Origin of the sequence: Methylobacterium sp. W2, assembly GCF_020662345.1 — a bacterium.
Classification (GTDB): domain Bacteria; phylum Pseudomonadota; class Alphaproteobacteria; order Rhizobiales; family Beijerinckiaceae; genus Methylobacterium.
Window position 1 is genome coordinate 1 of the sequence record NZ_VMOA01000066.1, and the last position, 25,828, is coordinate 25,828.

26 protein-coding genes, 1 tRNA gene and 1 pseudogene are annotated in these 25,828 nt (G+C 65.8%); 14 read left to right on the forward strand and 14 right to left on the reverse strand.

Annotated elements, in window-relative coordinates:
* Window positions 1-231: 231 nt before the first annotated feature.
* Genes FPV16_RS24490 through FPV16_RS24500 form a run of 3 tightly spaced genes read right to left on the reverse strand, consistent with a single transcriptional unit; the run spans window position 232 to window position 2,443 of the window.
* Complete coding sequence (locus FPV16_RS24490) at window positions 232-741, reverse strand: dihydrofolate reductase (RefSeq protein WP_227441128.1); 510 nt, start codon at window positions 739-741, stop codon at window positions 232-234.
* A complete protein-coding gene (locus FPV16_RS24495) occupies window positions 741-1,535 on the reverse strand; it encodes a thymidylate synthase (RefSeq protein ID WP_227441129.1) in 795 nt (264 codons plus the stop codon). Before FPV16_RS24495 ends, FPV16_RS24490 begins: the two co-directional genes overlap by 1 nt.
* Window positions 1,536-1,591: 56 nt before the next feature.
* Entirely contained in the window at window positions 1,592-2,443 is an 852-nt protein-coding gene (locus tag FPV16_RS24500; RefSeq protein ID WP_227441130.1) for a CPBP family intramembrane glutamic endopeptidase, read from the reverse strand.
* 272 nt (window positions 2,444-2,715) lie between these two features.
* Here FPV16_RS24500 and FPV16_RS24505 point away from each other — a divergent pair, with 272 nt between their 5' ends.
* Window positions 2,716-3,360, forward strand: coding sequence for an SspB family protein (locus FPV16_RS24505; RefSeq protein ID WP_227441131.1), 645 nt, complete (start codon window positions 2,716-2,718; stop codon window positions 3,358-3,360).
* Between the two features lie 395 nt (window positions 3,361-3,755).
* Here the strand turns inward: FPV16_RS24505 and FPV16_RS24510 are convergent, their stop codons facing one another.
* Window positions 3,756-5,150, reverse strand: coding sequence for a cytochrome P450 (locus tag FPV16_RS24510; protein ID WP_227441132.1), 1,395 nt, complete (start codon window positions 5,148-5,150; stop codon window positions 3,756-3,758).
* A gap of 138 nt (window positions 5,151-5,288) precedes the next feature.
* On the opposite strand from FPV16_RS24510, the gene fumC reads away from it, so the two are divergent.
* The 4 genes from fumC (at window position 5,289) to FPV16_RS24530 (ending at window position 7,554) form a co-directional block, all read left to right on the forward strand.
* The gene (fumC, locus tag FPV16_RS24515; RefSeq protein WP_227441133.1) at window positions 5,289-6,713 is read left to right on the forward strand and encodes a class II fumarate hydratase; all 1,425 of its coding nucleotides are present in this window, start codon (window positions 5,289-5,291) and stop codon (window positions 6,711-6,713) included.
* A 43-nt stretch (window positions 6,714-6,756) separates the two neighbouring features.
* Window positions 6,757-6,948 carry a DUF4169 family protein gene (locus FPV16_RS24520; protein ID WP_227441134.1) on the forward strand — a complete coding sequence of 64 codons (192 nt, stop codon included), beginning with the start codon at window positions 6,757-6,759 and terminating at the stop codon, window positions 6,946-6,948.
* Window positions 6,949-7,129: 181 nt separating this feature from the next.
* Window positions 7,130-7,357 carry a ribbon-helix-helix domain-containing protein gene (locus FPV16_RS24525; protein WP_227441135.1) on the forward strand — a complete coding sequence of 76 codons (228 nt, stop codon included), beginning with the start codon at window positions 7,130-7,132 and terminating at the stop codon, window positions 7,355-7,357.
* A complete protein-coding gene (locus tag FPV16_RS24530; protein WP_227441136.1) occupies window positions 7,354-7,554 on the forward strand; it encodes a DUF2283 domain-containing protein in 201 nt (66 codons plus the stop codon). Before FPV16_RS24525 ends, FPV16_RS24530 begins: the two co-directional genes overlap by 4 nt.
* A 3-nt stretch (window positions 7,555-7,557) precedes the next feature.
* Here the strand turns inward: FPV16_RS24530 and glcF are convergent, their stop codons facing one another.
* The 4 genes from glcF to FPV16_RS24550 all read right to left on the reverse strand — a co-directional run bounded on the left by glcF (window position 7,558) and on the right by FPV16_RS24550 (window position 12,969).
* Window positions 7,558-8,943 (reverse strand): glycolate oxidase subunit GlcF, encoded by a 1,386-nt coding sequence (gene glcF, locus FPV16_RS24535; protein ID WP_227441137.1) that lies wholly within the window; start codon window positions 8,941-8,943, stop codon window positions 7,558-7,560.
* 197 nt (window positions 8,944-9,140) lie between these two features.
* Entirely contained in the window at window positions 9,141-10,328 is a 1,188-nt protein-coding gene (locus FPV16_RS24540; protein WP_227441138.1) for an FAD-binding protein, read from the reverse strand.
* A gap of 88 nt (window positions 10,329-10,416) precedes the next feature.
* Window positions 10,417-11,865 (reverse strand): lipopolysaccharide biosynthesis protein, encoded by a 1,449-nt coding sequence (locus tag FPV16_RS24545; protein WP_227441139.1) that lies wholly within the window; start codon window positions 11,863-11,865, stop codon window positions 10,417-10,419.
* 102 nt (window positions 11,866-11,967) lie between these two features.
* The gene (locus tag FPV16_RS24550) at window positions 11,968-12,969 is read right to left on the reverse strand and encodes a magnesium transporter CorA family protein (protein ID WP_018042555.1); all 1,002 of its coding nucleotides are present in this window, start codon (window positions 12,967-12,969) and stop codon (window positions 11,968-11,970) included.
* Window positions 12,970-13,183: 214 nt separating this feature from the next.
* Here FPV16_RS24550 and groES point away from each other — a divergent pair, with 214 nt between their 5' ends.
* A complete protein-coding gene (groES, locus tag FPV16_RS24555) occupies window positions 13,184-13,471 on the forward strand; it encodes a co-chaperone GroES (protein WP_056094907.1) in 288 nt (95 codons plus the stop codon).
* Between the two features lie 97 nt (window positions 13,472-13,568).
* A complete protein-coding gene (gene groL, locus FPV16_RS24560; RefSeq protein ID WP_227441140.1) occupies window positions 13,569-15,212 on the forward strand; it encodes a chaperonin GroEL in 1,644 nt (547 codons plus the stop codon).
* Window positions 15,213-15,557: 345 nt separating this feature from the next.
* On the opposite strand, the gene FPV16_RS24565 is transcribed toward groL, so the two are convergent.
* A complete protein-coding gene (locus FPV16_RS24565) occupies window positions 15,558-16,283 on the reverse strand; it encodes a hypothetical protein (protein ID WP_227441141.1) in 726 nt (241 codons plus the stop codon).
* A gap of 245 nt (window positions 16,284-16,528) precedes the next feature.
* On the opposite strand from FPV16_RS24565, the gene FPV16_RS24570 reads away from it, so the two are divergent.
* Together FPV16_RS24570 and FPV16_RS24575 are read left to right on the forward strand one after the other, a co-directional pair.
* The gene (locus tag FPV16_RS24570) at window positions 16,529-16,903 is read left to right on the forward strand and encodes a hypothetical protein (protein WP_264484014.1); all 375 of its coding nucleotides are present in this window, start codon (window positions 16,529-16,531) and stop codon (window positions 16,901-16,903) included.
* A gap of 142 nt (window positions 16,904-17,045) precedes the next feature.
* On the forward strand, window positions 17,046-19,163 hold the full coding sequence (locus FPV16_RS24575; RefSeq protein WP_227441142.1) for an ABC transporter ATP-binding protein/permease: 2,118 nt from the start codon (window positions 17,046-17,048) through the stop codon (window positions 19,161-19,163).
* Between the two features lie 6 nt (window positions 19,164-19,169).
* On the opposite strand, the gene FPV16_RS24580 is transcribed toward FPV16_RS24575, so the two are convergent.
* From FPV16_RS24580 to FPV16_RS24590, 3 genes are all read right to left on the reverse strand, one after another.
* Complete coding sequence (locus tag FPV16_RS24580) at window positions 19,170-19,886, reverse strand: LrgB family protein (protein ID WP_227441143.1); 717 nt, start codon at window positions 19,884-19,886, stop codon at window positions 19,170-19,172.
* Window positions 19,883-20,278 carry a CidA/LrgA family protein gene (locus FPV16_RS24585; RefSeq protein ID WP_227441144.1) on the reverse strand — a complete coding sequence of 132 codons (396 nt, stop codon included), beginning with the start codon at window positions 20,276-20,278 and terminating at the stop codon, window positions 19,883-19,885. The genes FPV16_RS24580 and FPV16_RS24585 overlap by 4 nt, the downstream gene beginning before the upstream one ends.
* Window positions 20,279-20,347: 69 nt before the next feature.
* The gene (locus FPV16_RS24590) at window positions 20,348-20,815 is read right to left on the reverse strand and encodes a TerB family tellurite resistance protein (protein WP_227441145.1); all 468 of its coding nucleotides are present in this window, start codon (window positions 20,813-20,815) and stop codon (window positions 20,348-20,350) included.
* A 203-nt stretch (window positions 20,816-21,018) separates the two neighbouring features.
* Between FPV16_RS24590 and FPV16_RS24595 the strand changes: the two genes are divergently transcribed.
* The 5 genes from FPV16_RS24595 to FPV16_RS24615 all read left to right on the forward strand — a co-directional run bounded on the left by FPV16_RS24595 (window position 21,019) and on the right by FPV16_RS24615 (window position 23,054).
* Window positions 21,019-21,094 (forward strand) — tRNA-Thr (locus FPV16_RS24595).
* A gap of 525 nt (window positions 21,095-21,619) precedes the next feature.
* Entirely contained in the window at window positions 21,620-21,820 is a 201-nt protein-coding gene (locus tag FPV16_RS24600) for a type II toxin-antitoxin system HicA family toxin (protein ID WP_227441146.1), read from the forward strand.
* A 68-nt stretch (window positions 21,821-21,888) separates the two neighbouring features.
* On the forward strand, window positions 21,889-22,296 hold the full coding sequence (locus FPV16_RS24605; protein ID WP_227441147.1) for a type II toxin-antitoxin system HicB family antitoxin: 408 nt from the start codon (window positions 21,889-21,891) through the stop codon (window positions 22,294-22,296).
* Window positions 22,297-22,406: 110 nt separating this feature from the next.
* Window positions 22,407-22,784: a hypothetical protein gene (locus FPV16_RS24610; protein ID WP_227441148.1), complete on the forward strand. Its 378-nt coding sequence runs from the start codon at window positions 22,407-22,409 to the stop codon at window positions 22,782-22,784.
* A gap of 60 nt (window positions 22,785-22,844) precedes the next feature.
* Complete coding sequence (locus FPV16_RS24615) at window positions 22,845-23,054, forward strand: hypothetical protein (protein ID WP_227441149.1); 210 nt, start codon at window positions 22,845-22,847, stop codon at window positions 23,052-23,054.
* Window positions 23,055-23,129: 75 nt separating this feature from the next.
* Here the strand turns inward: FPV16_RS24615 and FPV16_RS24620 are convergent, their stop codons facing one another.
* Both FPV16_RS24620 and FPV16_RS24625 read right to left on the reverse strand, forming a co-directional pair.
* Window positions 23,130-25,007, reverse strand: a complete 1,878-nt coding sequence (locus tag FPV16_RS24620) for a hypothetical protein (protein WP_227441150.1) — start codon at window positions 25,005-25,007, stop codon at window positions 23,130-23,132.
* 374 nt (window positions 25,008-25,381) lie between these two features.
* A pseudogene (locus tag FPV16_RS24625) lies at window positions 25,382-25,828 on the reverse strand (calcium-binding protein); the annotation flags it as partial.

Genomic DNA, 25,828 nt, shown 5'->3' on the forward strand with positions numbered 1-25,828 from the left:
CTCCCCCGTTGCCGCCACCGCCGCCGCTTTGATTGCTCCAAGGCATGCTCGCCGATATCTCCTGCTGAGGCAGTGTCGTTCGGGTCCGGCGAGGCGCGCTCTCGCCTCGGGCCGATCCGTCCTACGGTACTGAGTGTCGCCACTCCGTCCTGTCAAGGCTGGCAAGTGGGCATCGCGAAGAGGAAAGGCAACAGCGCCGAGCGCTCTTGCGCGATGCGTCGCGGCGTAGAGTTACCGGACCCGTTCCAGATCAACGAACGCGAAGGCGCATTCATCCCGCTCGCCGGGCGGGTGCGCCACACGCGAGACTTCGCGAAAGTCGCCCGCCTCGTAGGCCGGGAACACCGTATCCCCCTCCGGGCTGATCTCGACATGGGTGAAGTGGATGCGGTCGGCATGCGGCAGAGCGAGCGCATAGATCTCGCCGCCCCCCGCCACCATCAGTTCCTCGGCCTCCCCCGTCTCCGCCAGGGCGCCCTCCCAATCGTGGACGACGGCCACGTCGGCAGCCGAGAACGACCGGTCGCGGGTCAGCACGAGGATGCGCCGGCCCGGCAGCGGCCGGCCGATGGAGTCGTAGGTCTTGCGGCCCATCAGGACGGGTTTGCCCATGGTCAGCGCCTTGAAGCGGCGCAGGTCGCTGCCAAGACGCCAGATCAGGCCGTTGTCACGGCCGATGACCCCGTTGCGGGCCACCGCCGCGATGAGGCTGACGCGGGGGCGATGGGGAACGGACGCCATCAGACCGCCACCGGTGCGCGGATGGCGGGATGCGGTTCATAGCCTTCAATGGCGATGTCCTCGAACCGAAAATCTAATAGCGAACGGACCTCCGGGGCGAGGACGAGGCGTGGCAGCGGACGCTGCTCCCGCGTGAGCTGCAGCCGGGCCTGATCGAGATGGTTCACGTAGAGATGGGCGTCGCCGAGCGTGTGGACGAAGTCTCCCGGCTCCAGACCCGTCACCTGGGCGATCATAGCGGTGAGGAGCGCATAGGAGGCGATGTTGAAGGGCACGCCGAGGAACACGTCCGCCGAGCGCTGGTAGAGTTGGCATGAGAGCCGGCCATCGGCCACGTAGAACTGGAACAGGCAGTGGCAGGGCGCCAGCGCCATCCTGTCGAGGTCGGCCGGGTTCCAGGCCGAGACGATCAGCCGGCGCGAATCCGGGTTTCGCCGTATCTCGTCCACGAGCCAGGAGATCTGGTCCACCGCGCCGCCGTCGGGCTTCGCCCACGAGCGCCATTGCTTCCCGTAGACCGGGCCGAGATCGCCGTTCGCATCGGCCCATTCGTCCCAGATCGTGACGCCGTTGGCCTGCAGGGCACGCACGTTGGTGTCGCCGGTGAGGAACCACAGCAATTCGTGGATGATCGAGCGCAGGTGCAGCTGCTTCGTCGTGACGAGGGGAAAACCCTCCGCCAGGTCGAAGCGCATCTGGTGGCCGAAGACCGAGAGCGTCCCCGTGCCGGTCCGGTCGTCCTTGCGCGTTCCCTCGGAGAGGATGCGTTCGAGGAGCTGATGATAGGCGTGCATCGGGGTCCCGTGTTCCGTCTCCCGCGATACCGCGAACGGGGCCGCGAGGCGAGCGCTCAGGCGGGCGCCGGCCACAGCAAGTAGGCGACGACGGCGAGATTGCTCCAGACGTGGAGCAGGATGCAGGGCCAGAGCCGCCCGGTCCGCCAGCGCAGCCAGCCGAGCATGAGGGCGAGGGGAATCAGCGAGACCGGCCGGGCGATGCTGCCGATCTGGAGATGGAGCAGCACGAACAGGGCGGAGGTGGAGAGGATGGCGCCCCACGGCTTGAGGAAGCGCGAGGCCCGCTCGAACATCGCCCCGCGCATCAGCACCTCTTCCGCCACCGGCGCCAGCACAATGGTGAAGGCGAGCCAGGCGATCGCCCCGGTCCTGCTGAGCAGTGGCGACAGGCCGACATTGCGGCCGAACGCCATGTGGAAGACATCCGCCGTCCCGATCACCCACAGGATGTGGAGGAACGGCCAAAGCAGCAGGATGGCGAGAAGCCGCGAGGGCGCGAGGCCCGGCGCCTCGACGGGGGTGAGTGCGAGCCTGGCGCGCCACGCATCGCCGCTGGACCGGATCGCGGCGGCGATGACGATGGCGACGATGAGGCATTGGCGCAGGATGTCGCTCGCCACCTCGCGCAGGACGAGCTGCTGCGGGTACAACCGGGGGCGGCGGGCCTCAGGGGCGAAGGGGTCGATGCCCTGCAGGATGTCCGCTCCGACGCGCACGATGAGCAGGGCGGCGATGGCCGCCGCGACCATCACGAACAGCGTCGTCAGGACGAGGCCGATGGCGTCGCGAAAGGCGGCCGCGGCGAGGCGGATCGGCGAGCGGCGCGGCGGGGCGCCACCGGTGCCGGCCAGCATTGCGCCGATTGCCCGGTCGTCGGACAACTCCACGTCAGGATCGGGCTTCAAAAGCGACGCCTCTCCCTCTATATTCGTGTCGTTCGGTCGAGAGGCCGAACTGGGTGCCTGACAATCTTCGGCGAAGGCCGCTCGATCCCGGCGCTTTCACCAGAATCCCGGTTACGTGGATACGGTGTCAATTCACCGCCCCCCGTGGAGACCACGGTGGGAACGGCGCGATTGAAACCGGTGCCCGAGTCCGGCAAGCCTTCACGTCAATTCACCGACCCGGTGCGCCGTCGGCGCGACATTCCGGCAGGTACCGGGCAAAGCGACAAGCGATGGCAGACGATCTCATCCGTTACGACCTCCTGGTTCAGGATGCCCTGCGCGGCGTCGTGCGCAAGGTGTTGACCGACGCGGCCCGCGAAGGTCTCGCGGGGGAACACCATTTCTACGTGTCGTTCCGGACCGAGGCGCCGGGAGTGCGGATGTCGCAGCGCCTGCGGGAGAAGTACCCCCAGGACATGACCATCGTCCTCCAGCACCAGTTCTGGGATCTCGGCGTCACCGAGCATTCCTTCGAGGTCGGCCTGTCCTTTTCCGGAGTTCCCGAGCGCCTGCTCGTGCCGTTCGACGCCTTGAGCGGGTTCTTCGACCCCTCGGTGCAGTTCGGCCTCAAGTTCGATCTGAACGAGACGGCGGACGAGGATGCGCAGGACGATGCGCCGCAGCCTCCCGGCACGAAGAATGCCGCGCGTGGTGCGGCCTCCGAGCCAAGTGAGATCATGCCGAAGGGCAATGCCGTCTCGGCGATCGGAGCCAACGTCCCCAAGCTCCTGCCCGCCCAGGGCGCGAGCCAGAACCTCGACAAGACCGAGGACGGCCCCGACGGCAAGCCGGCCCGCCCGGCGGCCAAAAAGCCCGAAGGCGGCGAGGCCGGTGCCGAAGTCGTCAGCCTGGACGCGTTCCGCAAGAAGAGCTGAGGCTAAGAGCGCTTCGCGACGTCTTGCGCTGGGCACAAGATCGGGCTCCGCTCTGCTCCACCCGTCCGGGGCAACTGGATTCGGACATCGGCTCGACGTTTGTTCCCTCTATCCAGAAGGGTTCGGCGTGAAGTGCGACGGGCTCCCTCTCCTGGAAGGAGAGGGCTGGGGTGAGGTGTGGTCCATCTCCGGAAATCTCACACACCTCACCCTGTCCCTCTCCTTACAGGAGAGGGGACCCGCGACGCCCGCGAATCGTTTGAGTGCCGTAGCCGCCTGGGGATGGGGAGCGGGTTACACCTGAGTCTGCGCGACCTCAATTCTGAGACCCCGCCCCCATTTCCGGACGCCTGGAACGCAGCGGAGGGTTATCCAGGACCCAGCCGCAGCCGGTGTCACCCCCGCCGCTCCACCTGCATCCGCAAGCCGTGTTCCGGCCGCAGCGTCACCCGCTGCAACGGCGTGACCGGCGCGTGGTCGGGGGCCAGCGAGAAGCGCGCAGCGCGGGCGATATGCGCCAGAACGATCACCGCCTCCTGCAGCGAGAAGCTCTGGCCGATGCAGACGCGGGGGCCCGCGCCGAACGGCAGATAGGAGAAGCGCTGAACGGCCGCCCGGTTCTCGGGCATGAAGCGCTCCGGCATGAACGCCTCGGGATCGTCCCACAGGGTGCGGTGGCGGTGGAGCACGTAGGGCGCCACCATGATAAGCGAGCCCTTGGGGATCTTGATCCGGCCGATTCGGTCCTCCGCGATGGCCTGACGGCTCAGGAACGGCACCGGCGGGAACAGCCGCATGGTCTCCTCCATCACCGCCTTGGTGAAGGGGAGCGCCTCGGCATCGAACCCGTCGCCCTGCACCGCATCCACCTCGCGCTCGACGCGCGCCCGGGCCTCGTGGTCCTGCGACAGGCAGTAGAGCGCCCAGGTGAGCGCGTTCGCCGTGGTCTCGTGACCGGCGGCGATGAAGGTGACGATGTTGGCTTTGACTTCGAGATCGCTGAGGCCCTTGCCGGTTTCCGGGTCCTGCGCCTGAAGCAGCAGGGTCAGGAGGTCGGAGGGCGCCGTCCCGGCGTCGAGCTGGGTGCGCCGGCGGGCGATGAGGGCATTCACCACCTCCTCGAAGAAGCGGATCGCCGGCCGCGCCCGAAGCCGGCCGATGCGCGGCACGAAGGCGGGCACGCCGAACACATCCATCGGATCCACCGGCCCGACCGATTCGAGGAACCGGGTGATGGCGCGGCCGAGCGCATCGGGGTCGCTGGAAAGACCCTCGGTGAAGATCGTCCGCTCCAGCACGTCGAGGGTGACGCGGGTCATCTCCAGGGGCACGTCGACGGTGGTGGCGTCGCGCCGGGCGAGGCGACGGCCGATCCGCGCGCCGGCCTCGTTCATGGGGGTGGCGAAGCCGAGCACGTGGCGGGCGGAGAAGATCGGCGCCAGGGTGCGCCGCTGCAGCTTCCACTCCTCGTCCTCCGCCGTGAGGAGGCCGTTGCCGAGGCCCGGCGCGAGCACCCGCCGCTGCAGATCGTCCTTGCGGTAATTGGCGGCGTTCTCCACGAACAGGTAGCGGATCAGGGCCGGGTCGCTGACCACGGTGACGCGGCCCATAGCGCCTTCGCGCGCCACCACGGGCTCCACGAAATGCTCGTCGAGCCAGGTGGTGATCGGGTTGGCGCGCACCGCCTTGAGGAAGGCGAGCAATCCCGGCTGTTCGCGCCGGGGGCGCGGGACGACGGGGCGAAAGCGCGGGAGGGCGTCGGGCTCCAGGGTCGCGGCGTCCAAAGGCATCGGCAAACGTCCTCGCTTCGTCCCGGACGGTGCCTGACTCCGGCACGGACCTGTGACGCCTTTGAAAGAAAGCACCATCGCGGTTTTCAGCCGCACCGTTTAAGTAGGGCCGCATACCCCGCCATCTAAGAGGCCACGATGTCGCCGCTCGAAAGCCCCACCGAGACGTCCGCCACCCGGACCGAGTCCGACACGTTCGGCCCCATCGAGGTTCCGGCCCATCGCTACTGGGGTGCGCAGACCCAGCGCTCGATCCAGAACTTCAAGATCGGCACCGAGAAGATGCCGGCCCCCCTCGTCCATGCCCTGGGTATGGTGAAGCAGGCCGCCGCCCTGGTGAACCAGGATCTCGGCGCCCTCGACCCGAAGGTGGCCCAGGCCGTCGCCGCCTCCGCCGCCGAGGTGGTGTCCGGCGAGCATGACCAGGAATTCCCCCTCGTGGTCTGGCAGACGGGCTCGGGCACCCAGTCGAACATGAACGCCAACGAGGTCATCGCGAGCCTGGCCAACGAGCTGCTGGGCGGCAAGCGCGGCGGCAAGTCGCCGGTTCATCCCAACGACCACGTCAATCGCGGCCAATCCTCCAACGACGTGTTCCCCACGGCGATGCACATCGCGGTCTCGCGCGAGATCAACGACCGCCTGCTGCCCTCCCTGAAGCACCTGCACGACGCGCTCCAGGCGAAGTCCGAGGCGTTCTCGTCCATCGTCAAGATCGGCCGCACCCACCTGCAGGACGCGACGCCGGTCTCGCTGGGCCAGGAGTTTTCCGGCTACGTCGCGCAGGTGGCGTTGGGCACCGAGCGGGTGAAGGCGACGCTTCCGGGCGTGCTGGCGCTGGCCCAGGGCGGCACGGCGGTGGGCACCGGCCTCAACGCCCATCCGGACTTCGCCGAAAAATTCGCAGCCAAGGTCGCCGAACTGACCGGCCTTCCCTTCACCTCGGCCGCCAACAAGTTCGAGGCCCTGGCCACCCACGACGCCCTCGTCTTCACGCAAGGGGCGCTCTCCGCCCTGGCGGCGGGCCTGTTCAAGATCGCCCAGGACATTCGCTTCCTCGGCTCCGGCCCGCGCTCGGGCCTCGGCGAACTCTCCCTGCCGGAGAACGAGCCGGGCTCCTCGATCATGCCGGGCAAGGTCAACCCGACGCAGTGCGAGGCCCTGACCATGGTCTGCGCCCAGGTGATCGGCAACGGCACCACGGTGAGCTTCGCCGGCTCCCAGGGCAATTTCGAGCTCAACGTGTTCAAGCCGGTGATCGCCAACGCGGTGCTGCAATCGATCCGCATCCTCGCCGATGCGGCCGTGAGCTTCGCCGACAATTGCGTCGTCGGCATCAAGGCCAACGAGGACAAAATCGCCGACCTGATGAGCCGCTCGCTCATGCTGGTGACGGCGCTCGCCCCCTCCATCGGCTACGACAAGGCCGCCGAGATCGCCAAGACCGCGCACAAGCGCGGCACCACCCTGAAGGAAGAGGCCCTGCGCCTCGGCTACGTCACGGAGGAGGAGTTCGACCGCGTCGTGCGCCCCGAGACCATGCTGGCGCCGAGCATCGACTGAACAAGGTGTCGACTGAACAAGGCATCGACTGACGGGGACGCTCATGGCCGAGATCATCAACCTGCGCTCGGTCCGCAAGGGCAGGGCGCGGGCCGAGAAGGAGGCGGAGGCGGAGGACAACCGCATCGCCTTCGGCCGGCCGAAGAAGGCCAGGACCCTGGCCGAGGCCAAGAAGGCCATCGAGTTCTCGCGCCACGAGGGCCACAAGCTCGTGGGGCCGGATTCGGACGGGTGACAAGCGGGACGCTTCACCCTCCCCCCGGCGAGGTTGCTGGATTCGCGCATCTGCTCGATCGCTATTCGCTTCGGCCGAAGGCATCGCTATGAGGCGCGACGGGCTCCCTCTCCTTCCAGGAGAGGGGACCCGCGCTGTCCGCGAGACATGTGAAGAGCGCAGCCCGAAGAGGGGTGAGGGAGTGACCACCGGCACCACCAAACGCTCGGTGATGATCGCCGGCCACCGGACCAGCGTGTCGTTGGAGACGCCGTTCTGGGAAGCGCTGCGCGAGATCGCCGCCGCCCGCGAGCAGTCGGTTCAGGTGCTGATCGGCGAGGTCGACGAGGCGCGGGGCGCGCAGAATTTGTCGTCGGCGATCCGGGTGTTCGTGCTCGCCTCGGTTCGAGAGCGGAGACAATCTCGATGAACACGAGCTACGATTCTCAGGTCGACGCGCTTTATCTCGGCTTCTCCGACGAATCCGTGATGGAGAGAGAGGAGATTCGGCCGGGGATCATCTTCGATCTCGACGCCGAGGGGCGTGTCGTCGGTATCGAGATCATCGACGCTTCGGTTCACAGGGCGCGTGGCGCAGACCTGAAATCCCTGGCCGACGTGGCCTGAGCGCTACTCCGCCGCCTCCAGCACCCGCGTCCCGCCCAATCCTTCGAGCACCGCCGGCTTCGGTCCGCCCGTCGCCCAGTCCAGCAACTCCACCGTATGCACGATGGGGATACGCGTGCCGTTCCCGATCTGGGTGGCGCAGCCGATATTGCCAGTCGCGATGAGATCGGGGCGCATGCGCTCGATATTGGCCACCTTCCGGTCGCGGAGTCGCCCGGCGATCTCCGGCTGGAGGATGTTGTAGGTGCCGGCCGAGCCGCAGCAGATATGGCCCTCGGGCACGTCCTTCACGGTGAAGCCGGCCTTCTTCAGCAGGTTCTTCGGCTCGGTGCGGATGCCCTGGCCGTGCTGCATCGAACAGGCGGAATGGTAGGCGACCACGAGGTCGCTCTCGAACAGGGGCGGCATCAGGCCAAGGTTGGCGACGTATTCGGTGACGTCCTTGGCGAGGCCCGAGACTCGCGCCGCCTTGTCGGCATAGGCCGGGTCGTCGCGGAACATGAAGCCGTAATCCTTGATCGTCGTGCCGCAGCCCGACGCCGTGACGATGATCGCGTCGAGGCCGTCGCCGTCCATCTCGGCGATCCAGGCGTCGATGGTGCGCTTGGCCTGGGCATGGGAGGTCTCGGACTTGCCCATATGATGGGTGAGCGCGCCGCAGCACCCCTCCCCCTTCGCCTGCACCACCTCGACGCCGTGGCGGGTGAGAAGCCGGACCGCCGCCTCGTTGAAATCCGGGCGCAAGACGCTCTGAGCGCAGCCGCGCAGGAGGGCGACCCGTCCGGCGCGGGCCGGGGCGGCCGCGCCCTGCAACAGGACGCTCGCCTCCCGCGCGCGGTTGTCGGCGGGGAAGGTGCCGGGCCGGTCGTTGACGGTGCGGTTCGGCAGGAGCGCGGGGGCGAGGTCGAGCATCGCCGCGAGGCGGTTGCCGACACGGGGCAACTGGGCGACGAGAGGCCGGAACGGCGAGCCGATCTTAGCGGCGAGAAGCGCGAGGCGGAAGCGGTTCGGATAGGGCAGCACGAAGGCGAGCACGCTACGCAGGAGCCTGTCGCTCAACGGCCGGCGATAGGTCTCCTCGATATGCGTGCGGGCGTGATCCACGAGGTGCATGTAATGCACGCCGGAGGGACAGGTCGTCATGCAGGACAGGCACGAGAGGCAGCGGTCCACATGCTTGACCACCTCCGGTGTCGCCGGCTTGCCGCCCTCCAGCATGTCCTTGATGAGGTAGATGCGGCCGCGCGGGGAATCGAGTTCGTCGCCGAGGAGGAGATAGGTCGGGCAGGTGGCGGTGCAGAACCCGCAATGCACGCAGGTCCGCAGGATCTTCTCGGACGCCGCCATCGCCGGCTCGGCAAGCTGCGTCAGGCTGAAATTGGTCTGCACGGCGTTTCCTCGGGGTCCCGATCACGTCAGCCCGCCCGGCGATCTTCCGCCGCCCGGCGCTGTTTCCCGCAGCTTAGAGGGAATTTGGACGGAAGCCGAGGCTTGGAACGGCTCTAAGCGGCAGCCTGCCGCACCCCGATGATGCGGACGTCGCGGACCGGCGAGCGCTTTCCGTTGAAGCGTTCAGCACGCCACACTCAAATCCCCGCATACATCCGGCCGGGGTTGAACACCCCCTTCGGATCATGCGCCGCCTTGATCCCGGCCGTCATCCGCAGCAGCGGATCAGACAGGGGCTCGAAGACGGCGGTGGCCGCGCGCACCGCATCCGGCGCCCGCACCAGGGTGGCGTGCCCGCCGGTGGTGCGCAGGACATCGCGGATGGTCTCGGCGCCGGCATCGCCCTCGGAAGAGGTGGCGAGCCAGACGAGGCCGCCGCCCCAATCGTAGAACCAGCGCGCCTGGCGCTGCGCCGCGATGGCGGCGGTGACGGTGGGGCCTTTGGTCGGCGCGGTGGAAATCCGCCACACGGCGGCCGCGCGCGGTTCCGTCAGCGGGATCACGTCGCGGATCGCCGCCCACAGGACGGCGCCGATCCCGTCCTCAATGATCTCCGGCTCGCCGAAGCGCCGCAGGAGCTTGCGCAACTCGCCGAGGCGGTAATCGAGGGAATCCGAAAAGCCCTCCAGGCGCATCAGGGTGCGGGGGCTCGGCCCGTCGAGGCCGCTCGGCAGGTGGGCGGCGCCGGTGAGTTCGAAAGGCGATCCGAGGGCGGCACCGAGGACCGCCACCGCCGAGGCGTCGTCGAGGCCGGTAAAGGCCAGGGTCGCCGTGCGTTCCTGGACCGGCAGGACCTTGAAGGTCACCTCGGTGAGGAGGCCGAGGGTGCCCCACGAGCCCGCCATGAGCTTGACGAGGTCGAGGCCGGTGACGTTCTTCATCACCCGGCCGCCGGACTTAATGGCCTCGCCGCGCCCGTTGACGAAGCGGACGCCGATCAGGCTGTCGCGGGCCGCCCCCGCATTGATCCGGCGCGGTCCGGCATTGTTGGTGGCCGCCACGGCGCCGAAGGTGGGCTCGCCGCCCGAGCCCATCAGGATGCGATGGTCCATCGGCTCGAAGGGCAGCATCTGGCCGCGTTCCGCGAGCAGGGCCTGCACCTGCGCGAGGGGGGTGCCGGCGCGGGCGGCGACCACCATCTCGGCCGGCTCGTAGAGCGTGATGCCGGAGAGTTTCAGGGAGGAGAGCGTCGATTCGTCCTGCGCCGGGCGGCCGATGGCGGCCTTGGTGCCTCCGCCGACGAGGCGCATCGGCTCGGCGCGGCCGGCGGCATCGGCGACGATGGCTTGCGCCTCGCCCTCGTCCTGAGGCTCGTATGTCCGCATCGTTTCCCGCCCGTTGTGATGCTCGCCGGCATCCTTTGCCGAACCATATGCGGGAAGCGATGCCCCGCTTTCAAGCGGCGCGCCTGTCTCAGGCCGTCGGAGTGACGGCGCGCTGCCGGAGATAGGCGGCGGCGAGGCCGCGCAGGCCGGCGATGTCGAACAGCGCCACGAGCAGGGCATAGACCAGCACGCCCAGCGGCAGGCAGATGGCCAGCGCCACGGCCGGGTCCATGTGCCGGAACGGTGCGAGGCAGGCCATCATCGCCAGGGTGGCGGTGCAGGCGGCAAAGACGTCCCACCAGTCGATCCGCAGGCGCTGGGGTCCGGTGAGAGCGCGGACCGCCAGCCACAGGGTCGAGGCGACGAGGCCGGCGCTCTGCGCCATGGCGATGCCCGGCGCCCCGAAATGCGCGGGCAGGACGACCAGGCAGGCGGCATTCACGGCGAGGCCAACGATGGCGGCGGCGATCACCGGCACCGTTTTGCGGCGGATCTGGAAGATCGGGTTGAGGCCGAAATTGAGCAGCGTGCCGCAGAGCAGGCCGGGAATGAGGATCAGCGCGTAGAGGGCGAAGGGTCCGCGATACGCCTCCGGAACGATGAGCCCCTGGATCGCCGGAAGCACGGCCCAGAGCCCGCCGGCGCAGGGCACCATCAGTGCCACCACGATGCCCGCGTTGCGGCCGATCTGGGCCTCGGCCGCCACATGGCCCTCGTGCTCGTCCACCCGCACAGCGAGCTGGAACAGGATGAGGTCGAGGGCTGTCCCGATCATGCTGAGGCTGCGGGTGGCGACATCGGCGGCGAGGGCGAAATAGCCGGCTTCCGCCAGTCCGAACCACATGGCGATGGCGCTGCGATTGAGGAACGGCGTGATCTGGTAGATCGCGTTCGCGGCGATCAGCGGCAGCCCGTAGGCGCGAAACAGCCGCCAGGTCTCGCCCATGCGCACGCGGACGATGGGCACCTTCGGATCGAGCAGGGGCCGGCGCAGCACGAGGACGGGGAAGAACTGGCTGAGCCCGCAGGCGACGAGGACCCAGACCGGTTGGGGGAACAGCCAGGCCGCCCCCGCCATGAGCAGGAAGGCGAGGCCGTTTTTGACGATGGTCAGCTTCAGGTAGAGGCCGCCGTCGAAGCGCGCCCGCGTGAGGGCCGCGTGATAATCGAACAATCCGATGCCGAAGGCCGCGAGGCCTGCCCCCGCCGCGATGCCGAAACGCCCTTGCGCATCCATCTCCACCGTCGCGCCGATCACCGCGCACAAAGCGGAGGCGACGAGCAGGACGAGGGCGAGGACGGCATAGGCGCGGTCGAGCCCATGCCGGATCCAGGGTTCCTCCCGGCGGACGCGGTTGGAGTAGAACCGGGTGGCCGATAGCCGCAGCCATTCGAAGACCAGGGTGTTGAGAACCACGGCGCCCGTGGTGGCGAGGCCGAACAGGCCGAAATCCGCCGGCCCCATCAGCTTGGCGAGGAGCAGGCCAAGGCAGAAATTGAGCCCGGCATTCAGGATGAAGGCGGCGATCACGGCCATGCGGTCGACTCTGGTCGCCGGAGGCCCGGCTCTGCTCCCGATCCTTGCGCGCCGGCCCGAAAAGAATTCCCTAAATCCCGAACCCGCCGGGTCGGCCCCGCGTCAGAACCAGCCGCGCAGCTTGAAGAAGACGACGGGGATGATCGCGCTGATGACGATCAGCGACAGACCATAGGGATAGCCGTAGACCCAGTCGAGTTCCGGCATGTGCTTGAAATTCATGCCGTACATCGAGGCGATGAGGGTCGGCGGCACGCCCACCACCGAGACCACGGTCAACACGCGGAAGGTGTTGTTCTGCTCGATGTTGATGAGGCCGAGGGTGGCGTCGAGGAGGAACTGCACGTTCTCCGACAGGCGGATCTCGAACTCGTCGAGGGAGGCGATGTCCCGGCGCAGGGTCTCGAAGCGCGGCATCTCGGTGGCGCCGAGGAGGTGCTCGCATTCGCCGGCGACGAAGGGGAGGATGCGCTCGAGGCCGAGCAGGCTCGAGCGGATCTTGCCCAGCGCCTTGCCCCGCCGCCCGACGCTGCGGAGGATGCGGCGCAGCGCGAGGTCGCGCCGGCGCGGGGTCTTGCCGGAATCGCCGGCGACGCCCCCTGCCCTCACGTCGAAATCGAAGATCCGGGTGGAGAGCGCGTCGAGGTCGGCGCCCATCTCCTCCAGGGCGTCGGCGAGGCTGTCCACCAGCTCCTCCACCAGGAGGAGGAAGATCTCGGTCCCGGTCTGGCAATCCCCGTCGCCGTCGCCGATGCGCTTCTTGACCTCCTCGAAGGCGCGCAGCTCGTTGAACCTGACCGTGATGAGCCGGTCCCGGGTCAGGACGAAGCCGAGCGGGGTCAGCTGCGAATCGACCTTGTCGAAGGTGATCATCGGGGTGGAGAGCGAGAGCCCGTTCTTGAGCCGCCGCAGCCGGCTCGAATTCTCGACCTCGCTCAGAGCTTTTCGCGATGGGACGCGCAGGCCGGTGGCCGCTTCGATATGTTCCGCTTCCTCGGTGCTCGGATCGTTGAGATCGATCCAGATCGCGTGGCTCGGCACGCCGCCGCCATTGGCTGCGCCGGAATGCTCGACCGCGCCTTGCGGTCCCTGAAGGCTGATCATGGGGTGATTGTCATCCGTCTGTCAGCGACAGGAGAGCAGAACATGCTGCGCGAACGCGGCACGACGCGTTGTCCGCGTCTTGACTCGCAAGGGGCTTGAGCCTACCTCCGCCCTTGCTTTGGCACTCATCGCTCGGGAGTGCTAACAGCCTGGGTTGGGCGTGCCCTTCGGCCGCATCAACGCCATCCATGAATTCGAAGCAAGAGGGCAGCTCATGAAGTTCCGTCCGCTGCACGACCGTGTTGTCGTCCGCCGTATCGAAGGCGAAGAGAAGACCAAGGGGGGCATCATCATCCCCGACACCGCCAAGGAGAAGCCGCAAGAGGGCGAGATCGTCGCCGTCGGCCCGGGCGCCCGTGACGAGGCCGGCCGCATCAATCCCCTCGACGTGAAGGCCGGCGACCGCGTGCTGTTCGGCAAGTGGTCCGGCACCGAAGTCAAGATCGACGGTCAGGACCTCCTGATCATGAAGGAATCCGACATCATGGGCGTCGTCGCTTAATCAGAGCGCCGTCCCCTCTTCCTTCTTCCCATCCGAGCCCTTCGAGCGCGCACTTCGATGAGCGCCTCAGGGCTTCGAACCTCATGAGGATTTAAACATGGCAGCGAAAGAAGTACGCTTCGGCTCCGATGCCCGCGAGAAGATGCTCCGCGGCGTCGACATTCTCGCCGATGCAGTGAAGGTCACGCTCGGCCCCAAGGGTCGTAACGTCGTCATCGAGAAGAGCTTCGGCGCTCCCCGCATCACCAAGGACGGCGTCACCGTCGCCAAGGAGATCGAGCTCGCCGACAAGTTCGAGAACATGGGCGCCCAGATGGTGCGCGAAGTGGCCTCGAAGACCAACGACATCGCTGGCGACGGCACCACCACCGCCACCGTCCTGGCCCAGGCCATCGTCCGTGAAGGCGCCAAGTACGTCGCCGCCGGCATGAACCCGATGGACCTGAAGCGCGGCATCGATCTGGCCACCTCGGCCGCCGTCAAGGACATCATCGCCCGCGCCAAGAAGGTCGCTTCGTCCGAGGAAGTTGCCCAGGTCGGTACCATCTCGGCCAACGGCGACACCGAAATCGGCGAGATGATCGCCCACGCCATGCAGAAGGTCGGCAACGAGGGTGTCATCACCGTCGAGGAAGCCAAGACAGCTGAGACCGAGCTCGACGTCGTCGAGGGCATGCAGTTCGACCGCGGCTACCTCTCCCCGTACTTCATCACGAATGCGGAGAAGATGGTCGCCGAGCTCGAGGACCCCTACATCCTCATCCACGAGAAGAAGCTGTCGTCGCTCCAGGCGATGCTGCCGGTGCTCGAGGCCGTGGTGCAGACCGGCAAGCCGCTCGTCATCATCGCCGAGGACATCGAGGGTGAGGCTCTCGCCACGCTCGTCGTCAACAAGCTGCGCGGTGGCCTGAAGGTCGCTGCCGTCAAGGCTCCGGGCTTCGGCGATCGCCGCAAGGCCATGCTCGAGGACATCGCGATCCTGACCCAGGGTCAGATGATCGCCGAGGATCTCGGCATCAAGCTCGAGAACGTCACCCTGCCGATGCTCGGCCGCGCCAAGCGCATCCGCATCGAGAAGGAGACCACCACGATCATCGACGGTCTCGGCGAGAAGGCGGACATCGAAGCCCGCGTCAGCCAGATCAAGGCGCAGATCGAGGAGACCACCTCGGACTACGACCGTGAGAAGCTCCAGGAGCGTCTGGCCAAGCTCGCCGGCGGTGTCGCGGTCATTCGCGTCGGCGGCGCGACCGAGGTCGAGGTCAAGGAGAAGAAGGACCGCGTCGACGACGCGCTCAACGCCACCCGCGCTGCGGTGGAAGAGGGCATCGTCCCCGGCGGCGGCACCGCCCTCCTCCGTGCTCGCGAGGCCGTCCGCGCCCTCAAGAGCGACAACCCGGACGTCCAGGCCGGTATCAAGATCGTGCTGAAGGCCCTTGAGGCCCCGATCCGCCAGATCGCCGCCAACTCGGGCGTCGAAGGCTCGATCGTGGTCGGCAAGATCACCGACAACACCGACTCGATCACCTTCGGCTTCAACGCCCAGACCGAAGAGTATGTCGACATGATCCAGGCCGGCATCGTCGACCCGGCCAAGGTCGTGCGTACCGCTCTGCAGGACGCCTCCTCGATCGCCGGTCTCCTCGTCACCACCGAGGCCATGATCGCTGACGCTCCCAAGAAGGACAGCGGCGCTCCCCAGATGCCGGGCGGCGGCGGCATGGGCGGCATGGACTTCTAAGAAGTCCACGCTCCCTACCGGAACGGATGCTCTCGCGGTTATTGCCGCGAGAGCGGAAAGGGTCGTCGCAAGACGGCCCTTTTTCGTTGTGGGTGGAGCATGCCGTGGGTGAGGATATCGAAGGTTTGCCCGGCCTCGATCGGGCGACGCTATTCGCTCATCTCGCGAGATGCGCGGATCCCTTCTCGTTCCAGGAGATGGCGCGCGTCGCGCCTCGGGTCGAACCCTTCTAGATAGAGGGAACACCCGTCGAGCAGATCTGTGAATCCAGTCGCCCTAATCGGGAGGCGGGCAGCGTTCCATCTCCGCGCTGCGGAGACGCCCTATCTACGATCCCGCTCGCGCCTATCCCGCGCGGCGATGGCACCGGACATAGGAGGCGTCGCCCTTGGCGCTCGACCATGTCAGGCGGTTGCCGTCCACCAGCAGCTTCACCTGGGACGACCAGCGCCGGCCGCCATCGCTGCAGGAGGCCGACACGCTCCAGTTCGGGCCGATGCGCCGCCCGTCGCGGAAGGTGCACACGGTGCTGCCCGCGCGAGCCCCGCTCTCGGTGATCCGCGCCGGGATGTATCCCCGCCGCCGCGCCCCGCGGCGGCATGCGGTCTCGTTGGGCCCCCAAAGACCGACATAGGCCGCCGGCTCGATGGGAGGCGACGCGGCCGTGGTCACGTCGGCACGCGGCGCCGCTTCGGGTTCCTGCCTGAGGGCGACGGAGCGAAGTCCCGGCTGGGCCGGTGGGGCGACCGTGGCGTCCCGGCCCGCCGGACCGGACCCGCTACCCACATCGGACCAGGGAGCGCTGCCACGGGGCGGGCGCGCGCCACCCGCACGATCCTCGAACGGACCCGGCTCGTTGAACGCCGCCTGGATCGTATTGATCTCCGGGCGCGCCGGCGGGTCGTCGGTCAGCAGAACGGTGCTGTAGCCGAGGAGAGCGCCCCAGCCCATGGCCAACGAGACGGGAAGCACCAGGGCGCGGCCCGACCTGCCGGAGGATCCCGCCACGGCCGGCGACGGCGCTTCCTCGTCGATCCCCCTTGCATCCCTCTCTTCGACGCCCGCGGTCATCGTCGTCTCCCGTAAGGCTCCCCCTCAAGGCGGAGCCGATCTCGCAGCGGCGGCCGCTACACCGTTCGGCGACTTGAACAGCCTCGGATCCTGTTCGACCACCGGACTCCGCTGCATTCACGAAGCCGGCTTTGGACAGGACAAGCCTGTGGCTCTTCTGTCCCGGCGCCATCGATAGCGGTGGATAGACTCCGCGAATAGGGCGAGCAAACGGCAAGCCCTTCCCGTCCCTCATGAAAACTGCCATGCTCAAGCTTGTGAGAAACAAGTCAGTTATCCGTGCCATCGTGACGAGACGCCTCGCTTTCGCCGTCTGCGTCACCATCGCAGCCCCGGCCGGTGCTCAAGCACCCCCCTCCACCATGCGGATGGCCTGTGCGGATGCGATGGCGCTCGTGAAGCGGGACGGGTCGGCTGTCCTGTCATGGCCAGTGGGCAAGGCCGAGAAGCCAGGCAGGGCGGAGCAGCCGGGCCGGACGGAACGGTTCGTCAGCGACCGGAGCCTGTGCGGGATGACGGAAATCGCGGAGCTCCGCTTCGTGCCCACCCGCGACAATCTGGAATGCCCGGTGGGGTACCGATGTCGCGAGCCGGATTACGGCGATTGGGATTGGCCCTGATCCGATCTGACGCATCCGGCGGCGACTTCCCCCGCCACGATCTCGCCACGACCGGCCGTCACTGCCGCCGTCACGATCCGGTCCCGATCCGGCAGGCGAAGTCGTCGTCGCACATTTGAATCACCGACTTGAGGAGACGCGCGTGGCCGTACTCAGGACAGGCCTCGGCCTGCAGGCCGCCATCACGGCGCTCTTCGCGCTCGTCCTGCTGATCCTGCCGGGTGAGTTGTCGCCGCCCCTGTACGTTTCGCTGGCGGGTTTCGCCATGGCGGCAATCCTTATCGCTTCGCGCGATATCTCCGCCTATCTAAAAGTGTTCATCTCCGTTTATGCGGCCGGGTACGTTCTGCTGGCCGGTTCGAAGGCGCTGGCGACTGCGAACCTCCTGCCGGCAACGGTGTCTGCGCTCCTGCCACCGGCCTTCGCGGCGACGGCAGCCGTCGTGTTCGCACTCATCGTTATGCTCGTCTCCTATCTGAAGCCGATCCGAGCGATCACACAGATCACCGACCCGTTCTTCATGAACCGGGACGAGCCGACACAAGAGATCAAGATGTTCCGCTGGTTCGGGAACACCGAGGGGCGGATCGGACAGCGGCTCGTGGCCTTATCGATCTTCGTAAGCTTCCTCGACGTCGCGCTGACGCTGCGTTTCAATTTCTACTATCGCGACATGTACAATGCGCTACAGGAATACAACGCTGATGTGTTCTGGTATCAGGTCGTCTGGGTCTTCATACCGCTCGCGGTCATCAACGTCGCGCTTGGGATGTTCGACCTCTACGTCGATTCCTCATTGCATATCCGTTGGAGAACATGGCTGACGCGCAGCTTTTATCAGCGTTGGTTGAACGACAGCACCCATTACCGGATCCCGTTCACCGGTGAGGAAGCCGATAACCCGGATCAGCGCATTCAAAGCGACGTCAATCTGTTCATTCAACAGACGGCAAGCCTATCGATCCGACTCCTGTCCCAGGCGGCGCAGCTCGTATCGTTCCTCGTCATCTTGTGGACGCTGTCGCGGGACTTCATCCTGCCCTTCACCGAGAACACGGTCATCCCCGGCTTCCTCGTCTGGATGGTCGTCGCCTATGCCGTCGTCGGTACCTGGCTCACGCATATCGTCGGCAAGCCCTTGATCGGGCTCGACTTCCGTCAGGAGAAGGTCGAGGCGGACTTCCGATTCTCGCTGGCCCGGAACCGCATCTACAGCGAGCAGATCGCCCTCCTCCGCGGCGAGCGCGCGGAAACCGTGCGACTGCGGACGTTCTTTCATTCGATCATCGAGAACTACGTCGATATCATCTATCGCCGGATCAAGCTCATCGCTTTGACCTTCAGCTATCGACAAGCCAGCGCGATCTTCCCGCTTGTGCTCGCCGCACCCTCCTTCTTTGCGAAGAAGATCACGCTGGGCGGCCTTCAGCAGACATCGAGCGCGTTCGGAAGCGTGCAGGAATCGCTCTCTTTCTTCATCAACGCCTACATCACGATCGCGTCCTACAAGGCCAATACGAACCGGTTGGCCTCCTTCAACCGGGCGATCAGCAAGGCCGAGGCCCTGTCCGGTGCCGGATACGGCCTCGTCCAGGGCAATGGGACCGGCCCGAACGTCACCGCCTCCGGCCTGACCCTCGCCCTGCCCGATGGCCGCGAGATCGTCACCGCCGGCTCGTTCACCCTCGGCAAGGGGGCGGCGACGCTGCTCACCGGCCCGTCCGGGTCGGGCAAGTCGACCCTGTTCCGTGCGATCGCCGGCATCTGGCCGTTCGGAAAGGGCCGGGTCGACGTACCGGAAGGCCAGTCCGCGCTGGTGCTGCCGCAGCGGCCCTACATCCCCCTCGGGACCCTGCGCGGCGCCGTGGTCTATCCGAGCACCACCGACCAGTTCTCCGACGAGGCGATCCGCGAGGCCCTGGTCGCCGCGCAGCTTCCGCAACTCGCCGACCGTCTCGACGAGGTTGACGCCTGGGATCAGCGCCTCTCCGGCGGCGAGCAGCAGCGCCTGGCCATCGCCCGTGCCGTGCTGGCAAAGCCGGCTTGGCTCTTCCTCGACGAATCCACCGCCGCCCTCGACGAGCCGAGCGAGGCCGGCATCTACCGCATGCTGCGCGAGCGCCTGCCGGGAACGACGATCGTCTCCATCGGCCATCGCTCGACGCTGCATGCCCTCCACGACACGCGCATCGACATGACGCCGGGCCAGGACGGACGCTTCACGCCGACGGAACTCTCCGGAGCCGAGCTCGCCAAGTAAGCAACCTTAGCGCAGGAACGTCACCGCGAGCGGCGCCAGGATCGCGGTGATGAGGGCGTTGAGGCCGAGAGCGATGCCGGCGAAGGCGCCGGCCACCTCGTTCACCTGGAACGCCCGTGCCGTGCCGACGCCGTGGGCGGCGAGACCCGCCGCGAAGCCGCGCGCGCGCATGTCCTTGATGCGAAGCAGATTCATCAGCGGGGTGACCAGGATGCCGCCGGTCATGCCGGTCAGCATCACCAGCACCGCCGCCAGGGTCGGATCGCCGCCGAGATTCTGGGCGATGCCCATGGCGACGCCGGTCGTCACCGATTTCGGCACCGAGGCGACGATGACGTCGTGCGGGATGCCGAAGGCGGTCCCGAGGGTGGTCGCCGAGATGAGCGCCACCACCGAGCCGACGAGGAGGGCCGCCAGCATCGGCGCCAGGGAGCGAAGCACCGTCGCGCGGTATTCGTAAAGCGGGATCGCCAGGGCCACGGTCGCCGGGCCGAGCAGGAAGTGGACGAACTGCGCGCCCTCGAAATAGGTCGGATAGGGCGTGCCGGTGAGCTTCAGCACGCAGGCCATCAGGATGATGGCGACGACGACGGGATTAGCGAGGGGATGCCGGTTCGACGCCGTGGCGATGCGGTCGGCCACCGCGTAGACCATCAGGGTCACGGTCAGCCACAGCAGGGGCGTGCGCGAGAGATAGACCCAGAGGGCGAAATCGCTGGTCATGTCTCGTCCCCCGGGGCAACCCAGCGCTTCACGGCCACGAAGGTGAGCGCCGTTGCCGTCAGGGTGGCCAGCGTCGAGACGACGACGACACAGGCGAGGGCCAGGCCATGGGCTTCGAGCACATCGAGCCGCCCGACGATCCCGGCGCCCGCCGGGATGAACATCAGCGAGAGATGGGCGAGCAGCCCTTTTCCCGAGCGCTCCAGGGTGCCGTCCACGAGGGGCGCGGCGAGGATACGGTCGGCCTGGCCACGCCAACGGTCCCGAACCACCATGACGAGAAGGAGGAGCGCCATCCCGATGACGGGGCCGGGCACCGGAAGCGCCGCTCCCCGTGCCAGTGCCTCACCGACGAGCTGGGCCAGGAGGATCAGCGTCAAGCTGACGATCATCGTGCCACGCTCTTCCTACCGAGTATGATGCGCCCCGCCGATACCGGGGATCGGAAATGGAGTTCCGCCCTACGATGCGGTTCCCGTTTCGGCGCCGGCGCGCGCGAGCCGGATCGCGGTGTCGTCGAACCGGAGCAGGCGCCCGAGCCGCCAGACCAGCGCTTCCTCGAATTCATGAACGGTGCCATCGGCGCCGGCCACGGACCAGGCCATGGACAGTAGTTGCGCGCGCTCCGACTCGCCAAACTCGTGGCCCATCATTTCCACCAGCAGAGACATGTCGCGGGTCTGCGAATCGACACTGGCTGCGCGGGCGATGAGCGCCTCGGCCTGCCCGCGGTTGCCGGCATAGCGCCCTTCGACGAGGCGGCACAGCCGCTCCGACTCGGCCGCGTCGAGGACGCCGTCCACCCGCGCCACATGGACGAGCAGGGCGATGGCCGCCAGACGCTCGTCGACAGCCTCGGCCTCCTCCGAACTCGCGGACAGGCCGAACGCGTCGGCGGCATAGGCACGCAAGCGGGCGATGAGGGACATGGCGGTTCCTGACAGACGCCGCGAGCCTTCGAAGCCGCGCCGCTTCGCGTCAAGGCGGCACGGATAGGCCAAGGACCGGGAGACGGCATGCGTGGCACAGTTGCATCAGGAAGACGACGCGGACCGCCTTGCCATCGGGCGATCGGACGGATATGAACCCGCAACGATCCGACGCGCCACCTCGGCGTCACACCACGGATCTCGCCGCAATAGCTCAGCTGGTAGAGCACCTCATTCGTAATGAGGGGGTCGGGGGTTCGAATCCCTCTTGCGGCACCAACACTTAGCTCACTTCCTGCTTACCGGCCAGCGCCTCCGGTAAGCGCATGGTAAGCACCACACGAAAATCGACATCGGTAAGCAGCGGGCACGGAATTTCCGTTACGCCGCGTGCGGCATCCCAGGCGTAGCGACTCGGATCGCCCTCCCCTATCCCAGGGCAATGTCATCCCCACCCGTTCGCGGACGCGCTCTTGAAGCCCTCCGCACCGTCGCCCTTCACCCACGCGGCCTCCGACCATCGGCACATCCGAAGGCGATGCTGGCCCTGATCGAACTTGGGTACGTCGAGGAGCGTCAGGCCGGGTGGGCGGGTGCGAAACGAGGTGACATGGGGCGGTTCCTCACGCCAGCCGGGCGAGAGTTGCTGGACGTTTTGGGTCGCGGGGATTTTGGGGAGCGCTGAACCGGCCAGCCCATCCTCGAGCGTGCAACTCCGCAGAAACTTCCAACATTTATGTTGGGTCGCTATTGCCATCCTAACAAAAATGTTGGATACTCCTCTCATCGAAACGGAGACGAGAGGTGAAGCGCGAAGCACTTATCCGAGACCTCACCGCGTATGCCAGGAAGCACAATCTGAGCTTCAAGGTGGACAAGGTCGGAGGCAAAGGGAGCCACTACCGGGTGACCCTAGGCGACGAAACGACAACCGTCCAAAGCGGCGAACTTAGTCCTTTCCTCGTCCGGCGCATCAGGAAGCAGCTCAAGGTGAACCCCGCCTAACGGTGGGGTTCTACCCGTGCCAGCGCATCAGAGAGGAGCCCAGCATGCAAACCGAATGGATCTACCCGGTGACCCTCGATGAGGAGGATGGCGAGTTCGTTGCCTCCTCGGTCGATCTACCCGAGGCCCTGGCGGGCGGGTCGTCGCCCGAGGCGGCGCTCGCTGAAATGCAGCACGCCCTGGTGGCGGCAGTGCGCGGGCGCATCAAGGATGAATCGGATTTGGCTCCGCCGCGCCAGGTGGGGGGCGATGGCCATCGCGTGGCCCTGCCCAGTCGGCTCGCTGCGAAGGCGGCCGTGTACCACGCCTGGAAATCCAGTGGCATGACGAAGGCCGCGCTGGGCCGAGCCATGGATCGCGAGGATATGGAGGTGCGCCGAATCCTCGACCCCGACCACGGCACGAAGCTGGATCAGATGGAGGCGGCAGCCCAGGCGCTCGGTGGGCGTCTCGTCGTCTCGTTCGTTCCGGCCTGAGAACGAAAAAGGCCCGGCCGGATCAGTCCGCGCCGGGCCTACGCCGGCCCTTCGCCGCATGTGGCATCCCAGACATAGCGGCCGGGATCGCCCTCCCCTATCCCGTGGCGATGTCACCATCACCAGCCTTCAAGATCGAGCCCGGCAGCCCGCAGGCATGGCGTGAGGCCTTCCTCGACATGAAGCCCAGCGTGGTCCCGTGCCCTGGATTGACGCCCGCCGGCTGGCAGGCCGTTCATGCCGCGTGCTTCGACTTCCTCGACAAGCATGCTGACGAGGCCGGCCGGCTCGGCTGGACGACGCTGCAGCTCTTCGGCGTGCACCTTTTCCTCGGCGTGATCCGGTCCGACTTCTGCGGGGCCATGGTGCTGAACGGCGACCTGGTGTCGGCGGTGGACGAGAACTCCATCCGGTTCGAGCGCACTCGCTACTACCGGAACACCATCGGTAAGCCAGCCGGCGCCGTGCCGATCTGGGCGGCGAAATAGCGCGCGGACATGAGTTCGCGGCGCCCTACGTGGCGATGGTCGCCATCCCAGGAGCCGACCATGAGCACCGAACGCACCGAGGGCTACATCGAGGGGCTGACGGAGGTCAGAGCGACGATCCGACGCCGCGTGAACGAGGCTGGCGTACCTGAGGACGGCAAGCTCGAATTGCTCGACCTCCTGTCCATGTTGGACGACATGCTGAAGGCTGACAGGGCGCAGGATGGCACGGACGAGACCTCGCCGGAGCCGATGAGCGGGAGCTTCTGACGGAGATCTCCATAGGCAGCAAAAAGCCCGGCGCGGTGTGATCCGGCCGGGCTTAGTCGCCTATCTGGTTAAAGTTCAGGCGCCGAACGTGAAGTGACCTTGGTCGATCAGATCGGCTTTCGTCACATCATGAAGGATGATCTTGTGCGTCGGATCGGCATCTCCGACAAATGTGATTTGCGTGTCGGCACCGTTATGTACTGAGGAAATCTTCAGCCCATTGAAGTCGGTGGCGAAGGCTGACACGTCCAGCGTTTCGTGAGCGAGATCGAATTTGTAGATCTCGTCCCGGCCGAAGTTCCCTGCGAAATGGAAAGTGTCGTCTCCCGCGCCTGCAAAGAGCCTATCCGTGCCTTCACCCCCGTCGATATCGAAGCCGCGGGCGCCTGCGATGATGCGATCGTTGCCGTCTCCACCGGAAAGGAGGCCAACGCCGCTCGCGCCCTTCAGAGTGTCGTTCCCGTCACCACCGTAGATCAAAGCGATCCCTTTACCCGCGGTGATGACGTCATTCCCGGCATCGCCATAGAGAACACTCGCGCCGGCAGGTCCAATGCCGTTACCACCCTTGATGACGTCGTCGCCAGCGCCACCATGGATCTGATCGAAACCCTTGCCGGCACTGATGGTGTCATCTCCTAAGGTGCCGGTGACGTCGACGAAGTGCTGGTCGGTACTTTGGGAAACGATCGTCACGCCCGCGCGGACGTCGCTCATGTCGAGAGTCGCATCGTTGCGGACATAGACCTTCTCTATACCAGTAAACGTCGCTTCGGTGAGGCTGACTATGCCGCCGCCCGTGACAAACAGAAGGTCCTTGCCATCACCGCCATCGATCATGGTGGGCGTGTCGGAGATCACCAACCGGTCGTTCCCGCCCATGCCGTAGAGGGCGTCGCCGCCACCGAAGCCAGTCAACGTGTTAGAAAGTGCATCGCCAGTCAGGGTATCCGCGAACGTGCTTCCGAGGAGATTTTCAATATTATAGAGCGTGTCGCCCTCAGCGTCCCCGCCGGCTCCATAGTGCGACGCAAGATTTACTTGTACTCCCGATGCTGACAGACTATAGCTGGCAGTATCCACGCCCCCATTGCCATTAATGAGGTCGGCACCGGCTCCGCCTTGAAGTATATTGTTTGCCGCCGAACCCTGCAGGTTATCGTCCCCGACGCTGCCGACAGCATTCTGAATATCAATCAATGTGTCAGATATTTGGACGCCATCATATAAATCAGCAGCATGTCCTATGCTAAGATTGATATTTACTCCAGCATTCAATGAAAAGTGAATGTTTTGATAACTAACCGTGTTTTGCCCGGATCCGCCTGAGATAATATTCGATCCCAGTCCACCTTCCAAAATATCATCGCCTGCGCCGCCGTCCAGAACGTTGTCGGTAACATTACCGACAAGAATATCATCAAACGTCGTTCCAATGAGATTTTGAATATCGATGAATGTGTCACCGATCGCGTCACCGGTTTGAGTAAGCAAGCCGCTCAAATCAGCTACAACGCCTACCAGGGAATGCTGGTAGCTGGCCGTATTATTCCCCGTTCCACCATTCAGTATGTCCGCGCCAGCCCCACCCTCTAGGACATCATCGCCGGCCTCACCTTTGAGCGTATCATCGCCTATCCCCGCAATGAAGTGATCGCCAAAGTCTCCGCCCGACAAATAACTTAGGCCGACATGCCCGGTAAAATTTACAAAATATCCCGCATTATCAGGCGAAAGAATGAAATTGGTGCCACCTATAGATGATGCGGCGGTGCTTCCATTAGGTGAAGATTCGTAAAAAAGCATACCGTCTGTATCTTCGGCGAATATAGTCTCGGAAGCAGGCGAAAATCCAAATAAGTCTGTGTCATCTCCAGGTGTAAAATAGAAATATAGATCGGTTGATGAATTGGAGTCGTAATCGCCTCCAATCGTGGCCTTGAGAGCGACCATTTAATTGCTCCGCATCACTGAAAATTTGTCTCTTACGCACTTGATAACCGCAGTCAGTTAATATTAGATTTAATTAAGCACGATCGTGGGGCTTGGTATTTGTCGCAGTTTGTAAACTGGGCTTGATCCGAGTCTCAACCCCGTCTCTGATTTTGCTGAACGAGGCTTTGATCGTGAGGCGGTGTAGAGGAAGGCTTGAGATGGGTCGATGATCACGCGTGGGCATCTCTCCCATGCGTCCGGTTCTCGATAGCTTGCTCACGCTCGATGGCTTACGAAAAACCCGCCGCAGCGTGAGCTGGGCGGGTGAGTCGTTCAGAGGAGCATCGGGGAGGATAGCTCTGGAAGAGGGTGACGCACGGAGCGTGCCGGGGTTAGGCCCCGAACGTGAATAGATCGCTTGGGCCCGCCTGGATCTCAGCCACGGTCACATCGTGGAGGATGATCTTATTGGCCCCCTCAACGCCCGCGAACGTGACGATGGTGTCCTGCCCGCCGTGGAACGCCGTCAGCTTGAGGTCGGATGCGTCGATCCCCGCGATATCGACGGTGATGTGATCCGCGTTGACGTCGAAGCCATAGACGTTGTCACGACCGAAGCTGGCTTCGAAGTGGAAGGTGTCCGAGCCCGAGCCCGCGAAGAGCTTGTCGCCGCCCTCTCCCCCTTCGAGGGTATCACCCCCATTCCCGGCCAAGATACGATCAGCATCATGCGTGCCGATGATCGTTACGCCCGCTCCGATCTTGCTGTTGGAACTGATCTGCATGCCCCCATACATATCGGACATGTCGAGGTTCGTCCCTTCACGGACATACACCTT